At 43.9% G+C, this 12,490-nt stretch carries 17 protein-coding genes; 9 read left to right on the top strand and 8 right to left on the bottom strand.

Going from position 1 to position 12,490, the window contains the following annotated elements:
* Positions 1–149: 149 nt before the first annotated feature.
* Both MKZ16_RS14330 and MKZ16_RS14325 read left to right on the top strand, forming a co-directional pair.
* Positions 150–746, top strand: a complete 597-nt coding sequence (locus tag MKZ16_RS14330; RefSeq protein ID WP_076104269.1) for an ANTAR domain-containing protein — start codon at positions 150–152, stop codon at positions 744–746.
* 9 nt (positions 747–755) lie between these two features.
* A complete protein-coding gene (locus MKZ16_RS14325; RefSeq protein WP_038570583.1) occupies positions 756–1,811 on the top strand; it encodes an anthranilate phosphoribosyltransferase in 1,056 nt (351 codons plus the stop codon).
* A 441-nt stretch (positions 1,812–2,252) separates the two neighbouring features.
* Here MKZ16_RS14325 and MKZ16_RS14320 read toward each other — a convergent pair whose 3' ends face one another.
* Positions 2,253–2,861: a pentapeptide repeat-containing protein gene (locus MKZ16_RS14320; RefSeq protein ID WP_036686451.1), complete on the bottom strand. Its 609-nt coding sequence runs from the start codon at positions 2,859–2,861 to the stop codon at positions 2,253–2,255.
* A gap of 123 nt (positions 2,862–2,984) precedes the next feature.
* Here MKZ16_RS14320 and MKZ16_RS14315 point away from each other — a divergent pair, with 123 nt between their 5' ends.
* Positions 2,985–3,365, top strand: a complete 381-nt coding sequence (locus tag MKZ16_RS14315; RefSeq protein WP_036686449.1) for a PilZ domain-containing protein — start codon at positions 2,985–2,987, stop codon at positions 3,363–3,365.
* A gap of 111 nt (positions 3,366–3,476) precedes the next feature.
* On the opposite strand, the gene MKZ16_RS14310 is transcribed toward MKZ16_RS14315, so the two are convergent.
* From MKZ16_RS14310 to MKZ16_RS14290, 5 genes are read right to left on the bottom strand one after another with little or no spacing between them, the layout of a single operon-like run.
* Entirely contained in the window at positions 3,477–4,205 is a 729-nt protein-coding gene (locus MKZ16_RS14310; RefSeq protein WP_076104270.1) for a hypothetical protein, read from the bottom strand.
* Complete coding sequence (locus MKZ16_RS14305) at positions 4,199–4,900, bottom strand: ABC transporter ATP-binding protein (RefSeq protein WP_179089993.1); 702 nt, start codon at positions 4,898–4,900, stop codon at positions 4,199–4,201. Before MKZ16_RS14305 ends, MKZ16_RS14310 begins: the two co-directional genes overlap by 7 nt.
* Positions 4,901–4,913: 13 nt before the next feature.
* Complete coding sequence (locus MKZ16_RS14300) at positions 4,914–5,288, bottom strand: GntR family transcriptional regulator (protein ID WP_036686443.1); 375 nt, start codon at positions 5,286–5,288, stop codon at positions 4,914–4,916.
* Positions 5,289–5,290: 2 nt separating this feature from the next.
* Entirely contained in the window at positions 5,291–6,037 is a 747-nt protein-coding gene (locus tag MKZ16_RS14295) for an ABC transporter permease (RefSeq protein WP_076104272.1), read from the bottom strand.
* Positions 6,030–6,986: an ABC transporter ATP-binding protein gene (locus tag MKZ16_RS14290; RefSeq protein WP_235219535.1), complete on the bottom strand. Its 957-nt coding sequence runs from the start codon at positions 6,984–6,986 to the stop codon at positions 6,030–6,032. The genes MKZ16_RS14295 and MKZ16_RS14290 overlap by 8 nt, the downstream gene beginning before the upstream one ends.
* A gap of 195 nt (positions 6,987–7,181) precedes the next feature.
* Between MKZ16_RS14290 and MKZ16_RS14285 the strand changes: the two genes are divergently transcribed.
* From MKZ16_RS14285 to MKZ16_RS14275, 3 genes are all read left to right on the top strand, one after another.
* On the top strand, positions 7,182–7,553 hold the full coding sequence (locus MKZ16_RS14285) for a hypothetical protein (RefSeq protein ID WP_036686439.1): 372 nt from the start codon (positions 7,182–7,184) through the stop codon (positions 7,551–7,553).
* 101 nt (positions 7,554–7,654) lie between these two features.
* Entirely contained in the window at positions 7,655–8,491 is an 837-nt protein-coding gene (locus MKZ16_RS14280) for a sulfurtransferase (protein WP_076104273.1), read from the top strand.
* A 102-nt stretch (positions 8,492–8,593) separates the two neighbouring features.
* Positions 8,594–8,983 (top strand): DoxX family protein, encoded by a 390-nt coding sequence (locus tag MKZ16_RS14275; RefSeq protein ID WP_306019493.1) that lies wholly within the window; start codon positions 8,594–8,596, stop codon positions 8,981–8,983.
* 270 nt (positions 8,984–9,253) lie between these two features.
* On the opposite strand, the gene MKZ16_RS14270 is transcribed toward MKZ16_RS14275, so the two are convergent.
* Positions 9,254–9,946, bottom strand: a complete 693-nt coding sequence (locus MKZ16_RS14270) for a Crp/Fnr family transcriptional regulator (protein ID WP_076104274.1) — start codon at positions 9,944–9,946, stop codon at positions 9,254–9,256.
* A gap of 171 nt (positions 9,947–10,117) precedes the next feature.
* Here MKZ16_RS14270 and MKZ16_RS14265 point away from each other — a divergent pair, with 171 nt between their 5' ends.
* The 3 genes from MKZ16_RS14265 to MKZ16_RS14255 are packed head-to-tail and all read left to right on the top strand — an operon-like array spanning position 10,118 to position 11,589.
* Positions 10,118–10,456 carry a cupin domain-containing protein gene (locus MKZ16_RS14265; protein ID WP_076104275.1) on the top strand — a complete coding sequence of 113 codons (339 nt, stop codon included), beginning with the start codon at positions 10,118–10,120 and terminating at the stop codon, positions 10,454–10,456.
* Positions 10,457–10,472: 16 nt separating this feature from the next.
* Positions 10,473–10,820, top strand: a complete 348-nt coding sequence (locus MKZ16_RS14260) for a cupin domain-containing protein (RefSeq protein ID WP_036686430.1) — start codon at positions 10,473–10,475, stop codon at positions 10,818–10,820.
* A 13-nt stretch (positions 10,821–10,833) separates the two neighbouring features.
* Positions 10,834–11,589 carry a class I SAM-dependent methyltransferase gene (locus tag MKZ16_RS14255; RefSeq protein ID WP_076104276.1) on the top strand — a complete coding sequence of 252 codons (756 nt, stop codon included), beginning with the start codon at positions 10,834–10,836 and terminating at the stop codon, positions 11,587–11,589.
* Between the two features lie 375 nt (positions 11,590–11,964).
* Here MKZ16_RS14255 and MKZ16_RS14250 read toward each other — a convergent pair whose 3' ends face one another.
* A complete protein-coding gene (locus MKZ16_RS14250; protein WP_076104277.1) occupies positions 11,965–12,432 on the bottom strand; it encodes a hypothetical protein in 468 nt (155 codons plus the stop codon).
* Between the last annotated feature and the right edge of the window lie 58 nt (positions 12,433–12,490).

The raw sequence follows: 12,490 nt of genomic DNA, 5'->3' as shown, positions 1-12,490 counted from the left end.
ATGATTAATTTGTTAAACCGACTATACAACAGGAATCAGAGAACGTCAACAATTATGACATATAAAATTTAAAAATCTTAAATTCGTCGACAACCCATCGTTTCTGTGTTATATAAAATAACATAACGATTAAGAAAGGGCGTCGAACTATGCATTCCCTGTTGATTATTCAGAATAGCACGACAGAGAAGGACACAGCCGAGCGCTCAACTAGTAAAACGGATGCCATTCTCCGTTCCTCCGGATATATTGTCACAGTAGCCGTTACACAAGAAGAAGCTGTGGCACGGATCAAAGACGCTGATGCTTCCATACTCCATTTACCCATCACAGAGATCAATAGCTGGGGTACTTTACTAATGAGTCATAAGATTGCACCAATCCTTTGGTGGTGTACTGACGAAACAGCCACACTTTCACTTGCTGCATGTGAAGATAATATCATGGTGGATGGTGTATTATCGCCTTCCATGCTCTCACAGGAGATCCATTGGATCCTTCATTTCAGTGCCAAGCAATGTTTCGAAAGACAACAATGGCGTAAAGAGCGAGAACAGCTGCATGCTCGAATCGAAGAACGGAAATGGATTGATATGGCTAAAGGTATCCTGTCCAAGGTCAAGAATATTTCCGAATCTGAAGCTTATGATCTTCTCCGTAAACAAGCAATGAATGAACGTAAACGTATGGTTGATGTAGCTACTTCAATCGTTAGAGTCTATCAATTACTGCAAGATCAAACCTAAGGGGGGAATATACCTATGATCAACATTTTAAAAGAAGTCGCCCGAGGCAAAAGAGGCGCCCGAGATTTAAATTATGAAGAGTCTACATATGCCGCAGAATCTATACTCGGACGAACAGCATCTCCTGCTCAGATTGGAGCCTTTCTGGCTGCTGAGCGGATTAAGCTAGAAAGCGTAGAAGAACTTGAAGCTTTCGTCTACGTTTTACGTAAATATGCGCATCGCGAACCCCTTTTTGCGGAAGGTCTTGATTGCGCCGGACCCTATGATGGTAGAAAATCCTCATTCATCGCAACTTTTCCCACTGCATTTCTATTGTCCGCGGCCGGACTGCCAGTCACACTACACGGTACTGCTTCTCTGCCTCCTAAATGGGGAATCACTTTACAAGATATCATCTATCAATCTGGGATTGAGAAAACTGCGCTAGAACGTACAAAAGCCATTGCAGCTGCTAACAAGAGTAATGTACTATTTGCCGATGCTGAAGAATGGTGCCCTCCTCTAGGCGACCTTCGCAGCATCCGTGAGGAAATTGGTATGAGAACCTTATTCAACACCGCCGAGAAGCTGATTGACTACGCCTGCTCTCCTTTTATTATCTTCGGGATATACCATAATACAGTCTTTGACCGATTATCTAGATTACTCATAAAGCTTGGTTATCAAAAGGCGTTAATTGTCCAAGGGGTGGAAGGCTCCGAGGATCTTTTCATCGACCGACCTACCCGCGTTTACACTGTCGAGAACGGTGTGGCGGCTCTTGATATTATTGATCCGGAAGGATTTGGTTTGGATACAATTGTTCCTGAAGTCCATTGGACACCACATCAACAGCTAATGACAGCTGAGGCAGTTCTACAGGGCGGCGGTCACATGGCTTTCTATAATCAAACTCTGCTGAACGGTGCAGCAAGATTACATCTAGCTGGAAAGGTCAACTCTATCGAGGAAGGGCTGTATACCTGCAAAAGCTTATTGGATAATGGTGAAGCTTGGAGCGTATATGTGAAATGGAGGGGTGCACTTCTCGGTAGCACAAGCGGTGCCTTAGGTCCTGCATAATGCATTTTCACCTCATTTTACCCGGACAATATGTAATTATTAGTAAATCTAGCTTGTGAATCCCGTAGAATTAGCGTAATATATAGTAATAATTTACTATATAGGAGGGTCTAACAGACTATGCCTTCATATTATTTTAAAGAAGTATGGACACCCTTACGCTGGGTAGGTATAAAGTTTTTTCGTGATGATGATGGATTCTTATGGATCAAATGGTGGGCAAAACCCAGAAAACGGTTACGTTAACGCATAATATTTCATATGCAATAATACATAGGTTCAGCAGTGAGTTAATTATAATAATCTGCGTTTGCCACCACCTCCGCTCTAAGCATTGGTTTGCTAGCGGAGGTCTTTAGGCATCTTTCCTGATGAAATCCTTCAAATTCAATTAAAAAGAGCACCCATCGCTAAAGTACTAGCAACTGATGCCCCTATTTACTAATTCCCTACTTTTGCCCCAAATGAACGTGCCAAGAGTACCGCCTGTTCCATATCCATCCGCACTCCCTGTAGATCCAGACTCTTTAAATCAATGCCTTCAACAATCGCTTCCCGCATATCCGCTCCCTTAAGCTTGCATTGAGACAATTGTACACGGCTCAAATCCGCTCCACGCAAGTCACTTTTTTGCAAATTACAGCCCATTAAATCCGCTTCTGTAAATCGAATCCCCCGCAGATCCTGTCTGCTTAGATTGGTATGTCTAAGGTTCGTGTACGACCAGTCCCCTCCAAGCAGCGAGATTCCGTCCAAATAAGCGTTTGAGAAATCCGATCCTACCATCTTGCAATCTTCAAATTTAGATACAAACAGGTTCGCTCCCGTAAATTTACAATTGGTAAAAGCTGAACCTTTATGGTGAGACGCATTAAGCATGGCTCCTGTAAAATCACAATCAATAAATCGACAGCCAATAGAGTTCATCTCTTCCATAGAAGTGCCTTTGAAGGAGCATTGCTCGAATGTGCAGTTATTTAACTCACCATCCTGCAAGCTTCCTTGGTCAAAATTGTGATTACGGAACGTTTCATTAAGGTATTGGTACATATAAGTCTCATCACCTTCATCAGTATTAAAAAAATTAATTCTTAATTAAAAATAGCACTTTAGTAGATTGTTCTCAACATTCCCTTTCGATATAATAGCAAATAAACAATGGGGAGGTAAATTATGGATGTGTCCAGCAGGAAAGAACCATTCCGTTATGTTATGAACCATCCGCTTGAATGCTGGATTGAAGTTCCGCTTAACAATTCCGGTCCAGGTGCTGGAAAGTTAACAGAGGCTGTATTACTCGATCTTAGCCGTTCGGGTTGTAAAGTACGCACCCCTTTGAATCTTCGATTCACGGCAAGAGATACCAGGCTTATTATTCATCTTCGATTAAATGAAGAGAAGCTTCAGCTCTTATGCAGCGCCCGTTGGGGTTGGATGTTTGGACTTGGCCAATATCAATATGGAGTTAAATTCCGCTTGGACGAAAATGAGGAAGACCGCCTAATAAGAGAGCTTGAGACATGGACCGCCACCCTTCGGGTTGAAGGTCTGTAGAACTTACCATAACAGATGCCCTTCACTTAGAAGGACGTCTTTTTTTTGCACAAAAACGAAGACAAAGCTAAATCGCTCTGCCTCCGTTCTAAAAACTATTCCGCCATGTGGTTAGGCGTCCACTCTTTTTTTAACGAGCTTGATGATGACTGCTATAAGGAGAACTGCTATCACCGCTTCAAATAGAAGAGGAGCTAGATTCAAGTGACCCTGTGTAAGCTGTATCCCACTTCGGGTATCCGTCTCAGCTATGACCTCGAACTGGAATACACTTTCCCAAGCAGTGAAGTTACTTTTGAAAATCAAATATTCCAAATAGGATATTCCATTCTGTAACAAATACGCAGTGGCCAGACCAATCCATACTCGCCCCTTAAATTTCACACTTCGCGCAACCGTAATGGAGACCATCAAGGTAAGCATGATATAACCGGCAAACCAATATGCCTGCAAAAGAACTAACAATCCCACTGTCCAGAAATTCTCTGGAAGAACTAATGTGGAATACATCGAGAGATACACGCCTAAATGCATCAAAGCTATTAAAATAATACCCAGCAGCAGAGCTAAAAAAAGTACTAACGGAGAAAGGACTGTGTTCAGGGTTCTTACGGGCAATAGGCGACGATTGTAGGAATTTATATTGTTAAAAAAGGTTCGTGCTGCCATGACAAGAAAGATCAGCCCTGCGATGACATAAGTTAATCCGTTCAAAATAAACCTTTCATAGTCATGCAATTTGGTGAACCCCAACCCGATCTGCGCCAGAATTATGATTACAAAAACAGCAAGGAACTTATCCCTATCTCGTCTAAAATCGTACTTCACTAGCTTTAGCATTCTGCGTACACCTCTCTGAACAGTTCATCTATGCTTTTGCCTTGGCGAAGCCGGATATCCTCTACCGCCGTATGCATCACAATTTCTCCCTCTTTTATAAAAATCACATCATCAAAGATCCGCTCAATATCCGATACTAAATGGGTTGATAAGAGAATGGTACTGTCCTCTTCATAAAACTCTACCAATGCATTAAGAATTTTTGTTCTAGCTACCGGATCTACACCACCAATGGGTTCATCCAGCAAATAAAGGCTAGCTCGGCGTGATATAGCAAGTGTAAGCTGTAAACGTTCATTCATCCCTTTGGACAGGTCCTTTACCTTATCTTGCGCTCTTAGTTTCATAAACTCCAGCATTCGCGAGGCTTTAGTCAGATCAAAATCAGGATAGAAGTCAGTTTGGAACTTTAGAGCATCAGAAACACTCATCCAAGATTCTGTAAGCGGCTTATCAGGCATAAACGATACCACCGCTTTACTCTCTGTTCCTACAGAACCCCCAATGACCGATACACGACCGGTCGTAGGCTGTGACAGCCCGGCGATGATTTTCATAAGTGTACTTTTGCCGCTGCCGTTACTGCCTAACAGTCCCGTGATCTTACCCGCACTCAGATTAAAAGATACCTCGCGGAGGGCATGCTTGGAACTATATTTTTTTGTAACTTCATGAACCTCAAGTATATTTTCCAACTTGCGTATCCCCCTATTCTCCATCCTTATTGCGGATATTCTCCGCCACCGCCGCTAAAATATCTTCGCCTTGAAAGCCAAGATCCTGCATACCACGAATGAAACGATCCAGCACATCTTTTGCCATTTCTTTTTTGATAGTCAGGATAGTACCTTCATTACTTGTGACGTATCTTCCCATTCCACGCCGGGTTTCCACGATTTCTTCACGCTCCAGTTCCTGAAAAGTTCTTTGCACCGTATTCGGATTAATCTGCAGCTCACTGGCAAGTTCTCGTACCGAGAGGATTTTATCTCCTGGTTTCAGCTTACCTGTGACGATTTCACCTTTGATGTAATTCATGATCTGGATATAAATCGGCAGGTTGTTATCGAATTCGATTGTCATGATTAAGCAACATCCCTTCGTCTAAAGACGGAGAAACCTATGAGAAGAAAGACAACTGTGTATACGGCAAGCATCACGATGGAAAAGGTCAGTGTCATTCCAGGCATAGGTGCTCCTCCACCTTCATAAGCAGCTAAATTTAAGTTTGGAAACAGAACATATTTGTAAAAATCACGAGAAATAATCAATTTGTCTATCATTAACGCAAACATAGTAGCCCCAATCGTTACTCCCGTTGAAGTGGTCAATATCCCCAGCATAAAAGCAAGTGTTCCATACACAACTGTACTAACGAGATTATACAATAGGTTTGTAAGCATCTCACTCATACCCGCTTCTCCACCACTTAGTCCAAACCACAAAGCCCCTGTTCCAAAAACGGCTATACCTCCAATGACAGTCAAAGTCAAAGCATACAACAGTACAACCACATATTTGGATGCGAGGATTGCTGTACGGCTTCTGGCGCGGATAAGCAGGAACTTAATGGTTCCTTGACTATACTCTTTTGAGACAATACCTGCTGTTCCGATGATCGCAAGAATTGTAATCACTTGGCCAATCCCTTGGGAAAGCAGCATCATAGCTGAAAAATCATAAGCTGATTCAAACATGTCAGGTGAAACAGAATGAACAATATAACCTAATAGCAGGGATAATAGAATTAATATCACATATGGCACAATAAATGTGCGTTTCTTTGAGATCTTGAGCCATTCATTAACAATAAGATTATTGAAGTTACGCAATGCGGTTTCCTCCTGTCCATTTCAAGAAATCTTCCTCAAGACTCTGTTTATTCTCCGTAATCCGGAAAATTCCCACACCTTCATCACTAAAAGCAGATACAAGCTCCGGTACTCTGCTATCAAGCAGACTTACTATCACTTCAGAACGAGCGCTGTCCATGGAGGCCAATTCCGCATAATCTAAACGCTCCAAGAGGTTTATCGCCGCTTCAACCGATCCTACACGGATGGTTAGCTTTACTTGTGCGGTTGCTTCCTGCTCTTCACCAATCGCAGTTACGGTTACCAGCTTACCATTCTGGATTACGATAGCCCGATGGCATATTTGTTCAATTTCAGTGAGCAAGTGGCTGGAAATTAGAATAGAGATGCCTTCCACTTCGGCGATGGTACGCATATAATCACGCATTTCCCGTATTCCAGCCGGATCAAGTCCGTTCGTAGGCTCATCTAAAATCAATAACTTGGGCCGATTGAGTAGCGCCTGAGCAATCCCTAGACGTTGGCGCATGCCCAGCGAATAAGCCTTTACTTTTTTATTCATCGCTTCTTGAAGTCCTACCAGTTCTACAACCTCATCTATTCTGCCAGCCTCAATATTATCCGTCATTCTTTGGTACTGCTTCAGATTATCAAGTCCAGTCATATACGGATAAAACTCTGGATTCTCAATTATCGCACCGATATGGCCAATCGCCTGCTTAAAATCATTCCTTACACTGTGACCTTGGATAATCACATCGCCTTCACTCATCCGTATTAAACCCGTCATCATTCGAATCGTTGTGGTCTTACCTGCACCGTTTGGACCTAACAACCCAACAATTTCACCCTTACGGATATCAAATGTCAGCTTATCCACAATCGGTCTTCCTTTGATAATCTTACTTACCTCATTCATTTGCAGAACGACTGAATCTTTCATCTCTACACCACTCCCCTGTTTCATGCGGATCCTCCCTGCCAACTAATGTATTGTTCATTCGTTTTATTGTGTCAGTGTTATAGTTGAATAGTACACTAATATGTTATTGAAGTAAAGCCCAAAATGATAAGTTAATGCAAATAAGGGCTTTCTATTAGACTATTAGCCAAGCAAAAAATTTATATGAACATAGATTAGATAACAAAGGAGGAATTACAAATGAAAAAAGAAGTTCATGTATCGCAGACTTACCCTCGCTTGACCGTGTACGATGAAGAAAACTTCAATGGACGCCGTAGAATATATACTGGCAACCTGGGTATTCGTAATACGGACAACATCCTCGATGGTATTGAGAGCCTTCGGTTCTTCTCTACTAGCAGCAATGCTACACTGGTACTTTTCACTAGAACACGGTTTAGAGGGAACTTCCGTGTACTTCGCGGGAACCGCAACATTAGGGATCTGGATGATTTCATTTCAGGTAATGACGTGGAGTCCATTATTTCTACTAACCAACGCTTAACCCTCGAACAAATCCGTAATATCCGCAGCAGCGGTAACTTGCCTTCGGGATATCGTTTGATCTAATTTTTAGAGGACGCAGTTTAAGCCATAAGCTTAAGGTGCGCCCTCTTTTATTTTCCGCTATAATGACTCCATACATATTAAACAGGAAAGAAGGCTACTTTATGGAACCGATCGTTTCTACTCGATGGCTGCTTGCTCGGTTATACGAGCCTGAACTTGTTATAGTTGATTGCCGTTTTTTACTTACTGACCCGGAAGCTGGACGTAAAGCCTATACAGAAGATCATATTCCCGGCGCAGTTTATCTACATCTGGAAGAACAACTCTCCGCTCCTGTAAGCTCACACGGGGGACGCCACCCACTGCCAGAAATTTCAAAGCTAACTGCCGCACTTAGTAAGGTTGGTATTAACAGAGATAGTATTGTTGTTGCTTATGATGATCAAGGTGGTGCCTACGCTTCCCGTCTGTGGTGGATGCTTAAATATTTGGGGCATGAACGTGTGTTTGTAATGGATGAAGGCTACTCTGCTTGGAAAAAAGCATCCTTCCCCGTCAGTGATCATCAAGCGGTTCGGATTCCTAGCCAGTATGAAGCAGATGTTCAGAAGAAGATGCTTGCTAGCATGGAAGATGTGCAAAATGTAGTTAACGCCGGTGGCGCACTATTGATTGATTCCCGCGAGTCCCGTCGCTATGAAGGTTTGGAAGAACCGATTGATCCGAAGGCAGGTCATATTCCTGGTGCGATCAATAAGTTCTGGAAGGATGTTCTCGATGAGCAAGGGCGCTGGAAATCAACTGAGGTGCTGAAAGAGCATTATGAAGGAATTGATCCTGAGCAAGAGATTATTGTGTACTGCGGTTCAGGTGTAAGTGCCTGCCCTAATGTGCTCGCGCTAGGCAAAGCCGGGTACAAGAATGTTAAGCTGTATGCGGGAAGCTGGAGTGATTGGATTTCATATGAGGAGAATCCGGTGGCTACGGGAGAGGGTTAAGCGTTCGTTTTTATTTGTATATTTAAGAAAAGGAAAAGCCCGCAATCTTTGCGGGCTTTTTTAGCTTGCGCTATATACCGAAACGTTTACGGCAAGAAATCGATTTTCCGAAGGTCGGATACGTTTGCCTCTGCTTCGTCTTCTTCACCGTACAGCATCGTACATATCGTATTGGCGGCAGGCTTCGTATATTCGGGATGGATGAAAACCGTTCGTATTGAGTCGTCAAAAAAGACATGGGCCTGGGTAAATGATGTGCCGAAAAGACTAGTTGTTCTGATCGGAATCGCGGAGCTACTCGGAGCGCTGGGCCTTGTTTTGCCGTGGGCATTGAACATAGCTCCGTTGCTAACGCTGATCGCCGCGATCGCTTTGGCTGCGGTTGCACTGCTCGGGATGCTGTTTCATATTGGGCGAAAAGAGTACCGGGAGCTCGGCGTAAATATCTTTTTTGTAGTTCTGGCGTTGATCGTGGCAATTGGAAGACTATAAAGGAAGTTGTATGCGGGTAGTCGGAGTAATTGGATTTCATATGAGGAGAACCCGGTGGCTACTGGAGGAGAGTAACATACAAAAGCCCGCGTCCGACGCGGGCTCTTGTATTTATGAGTAACTCCGATAGATAGCTAAAATCAACAAATCAAAACTCAAGTCAACAGTTAACTAACTTCAACTACCTCTTTTATGCTGTTTAGATCGGTCAAATACTTTTCTAGTGCATTTTCTAGCTGCGTACTCTTTTCAAGGTTTGGAGGAATTATTCTAAAAATCGCTGATCCGCAGCTGATTCTCCGCGTCCAACAGCTCAAATTGATTTCGATTAAACCGGATCAGCCCGTCCTGCGCCATCCGCTGCAGCTCTCTGGACAAGGCGCTGCGGTCAACAGTCAAATAATCAGCCAGGTCGCTGCGGGTAAACGGAATTTCAAAACAGGCGGAATTGTTTTTTTTGGTCTGGAGGGCTAAATAATGCAGAATACGGTCCCGCAGCGATTTGTGGGAGACCAGATCCAGCTTTTGATAGATGGACCGGTTGTTCTCAAGCAGCAGGGTCAGCATATTCTCAATGATCCGGCCCCTTAAATGGCAAGTGTCCTGGCCGGGCCGGACAATTTTATTTATTTTGACAAACAGAATCCGGCATTCCGAACCCGCCACCGCTTCATAGCCGCTGTGTTCTTGGACAAGGCGAAGCGCCGTTTCGCCAAAGATTTCCCCATCCCCGAGCTCCGAGAAAATAAATCTCATGCCTGAGATATTATCTTTGCACAGCAGAACATTGCCATGGATAATAATGCCCGCCGAATCCAGAATATCGTCTTTTCTAAAAATAACCTCCTTCCGCGCAAAATCCTTGATTGTGCCCTGCAAACAGCTCAGCGCTTGCTGCACCTCCCGCTCCGCGAACCCCTTAAACAAAATAGTGCTCTGTATCCTGCTCAGATATTTCTGCAATTTTCTCAGCCTCCTGTTGCCATGGCAACAGAGTCATGATAAATACTCTGCTACAATAAAATAAATGAGAATAATTCTCATTGGTCATTCTCATTATATCAAATTGCAGGAATCATTCAATCAAGCAATTTGGAAATAAACAAAATGCTGTACTTTGAACAGGGGGATCGTATGAGTGGAATTACAGCAGGCAAGGTATTTTTTTTAACAGATATGATCAGCGTTAAGCCACACCGTATTGCGAGCCGAGTGCTGGCATTGCCCGTATCTGCAGCCGAAACAGCGGCACAACCGGAATGGGTATTGTATGCCATGGATCAGGAGGAGACCATCAGTTCAGAGACCGCCCCCAAATCTAAAATCATCCATGTGCTGGAAGGCGAGCTTCATCTGCTGGTGGCGGAAGAGCCCTATCAATTGACAGCCGGCGCATCCGTTATCGTCCCAGCGGGCACTTGGCATGATTATTCCGCCCGCAGCAGCTGCAAATTTCTGCAAATCAGTATATAAAACGGAGGTAATCAAAATGGAAACAGGTTTATTCATTAAAAAACTGCCGCAATCCGCAGTCATTGATTTGAAGGACATCATCACAATAGAGGAACAGCAGGTTTCCAGTCTGACCCTTGTACAGCGGCCAAATCTGGCAATGACCCTTCTTTCGCTGGACAAAGGCTCGTCGATTGGGGGACATTCTTCCCCGGGAGATGCCATGGTCAACATTTTGTCCGGGCAAGCGGAAATTACAATTGGAGAAGACAAGTACACTGTTCATGCCGGGGAGACCCTCGTTATGCCGGCCAATATTCCGCATGCCCTACACGCAACAGAGGCGTTTCAGATGCTTCTGGTTGTAGTCAAGCCGGATAAGTAATGGGGTGAATGCGATGAAAAAGGAAGTAGGCCATAATTTTTTGGCGCGGCTGGGAAAAAAACGTTTGCGGCCCGGCGGCGTTGCAGCAACCAACTGGCTGATCCAGCAAGCCAATCTGAGTACGGACAACCAGGTATTGGAGGTAGCCTGCAATATGTGCACCACCTCCATTCAACTGGCCGGGAAATATCACTGTCAAATTACCGGCATCGATATGGACCCGCGGGCGCTGGAAAAAGCAAACCGAAATATCAAAAATGCCAACTTGGAAAACTATATCCGTGTCCGGCAAGGAAATGCACTGAAGCTACCTTTTGAGAATGAGAGCTTTGACGTTGTCATTAATGAAGCCATGCTCACGATGCTTAACCAGCCTGCGAAGGAAAAGGCAGTCGCCGAATACTATCGGGTACTGAAACCTGGCGGCATTCTGCTTACCCATGATATTACCTTTGCCAAGGAAAATATGGAAGAACATCTGGCCGAGCTGCGCCGCACCATTCACATCAATGTCGAGCCACTGTCTGTTGGGCATTGGGCGGGATTATTCCACTCCGCAGGCTTTAAGCAAGTAGACAATGCTACCGGTCCCATGTCCTTGATGAGTATCAATGGACTCATTCGTGATGAAGGGGTTATCGGGGCGCTACGTATTGTGAAAAACGGGCTCAAGAAAGAGAACCGGGAACAGTTCAAAAAGATGTATACCTTTTTTAATACGACGGGTAAAGATCTGAATTATATTGCCGTTTGCAGCAGCAAACAATAGTTGTGCGCAGGCCTATCATGTCTTATGATAGGTTTTTATTTCCACTGACGTTGAGAATGATTATCAACAAAATTCATCAATATTACCGTCTGGAAGTCAAAATAACCGCTTGAAAGGAACTCACGATGAAAGCTAAATCTGTTTATGCCTTGTGTCTCAGTTTGCTGTGTTAAGTGCCCGTTCGCAACAAAAAAATGAAAGTTCGCCCAAATCCGCTGCTCCCTCCGAAATTCTGGAGCAGCTGCTGACGGCGCAGTAATTGCCTGAATGAAGCAGAACATTTTAAAATCAAATATATAGAAAACGCGAGTCCGGGTGGCACTGCCCTGAACTCGCGTTTTTTTTCTAAGTTATTCGGTTATGTATTTCTATCGCCTATTTTGCCGGGTATCGCTTCAACTGCTGCTCAAACACGGTATTGTAGTAAAATTTTCGCGGATAGGTATCCTCCTTCAACAACTTGTAAAGTACGGATTGACCTTCTTCATAACGGACCGCAAATTCACATTCATCATAAAAACGCCGGGACAGCTCGCGGATCAAGTCTATCTCGGACGAACAGCGCCATCCGAAATAAATCATATCTAGCTGGTCCAGCGGATCACGGTAAGTGTCGAGGACAATACAAGCGTTTGGCTGCACTGGATTACTGTAAACAAGCACATGTCCGTTGTGAACAGGGTTGGCAAAAAAATGTTCATAAATCTCCGCAACGGGTACTGTAATGCCCAATTGATCCATGATGATCTGAAAATTCGGGTGCGCAATGTAGGCATCATTCTGCTCATCCGGGTACTCCACCAATTCTGTAATGGATGCCATGATCCCAAATTCATACTTCATATGAACATCCTCCCTGTTGATTGCTTGAAAAATATCCCTATGCTTGCTATGATAACAA

The sequence above is a fragment of the Paenibacillus sp. FSL R5-0928 genome (assembly GCF_037970385.1).
GTDB classification, from domain to species: domain Bacteria; phylum Bacillota; class Bacilli; order Paenibacillales; family Paenibacillaceae; genus Paenibacillus_AQ; species Paenibacillus_AQ odorifer.
Note: the sequence above shows the minus strand (reverse complement) of the source record. Positions and strands in the feature narration are given on the sequence as shown.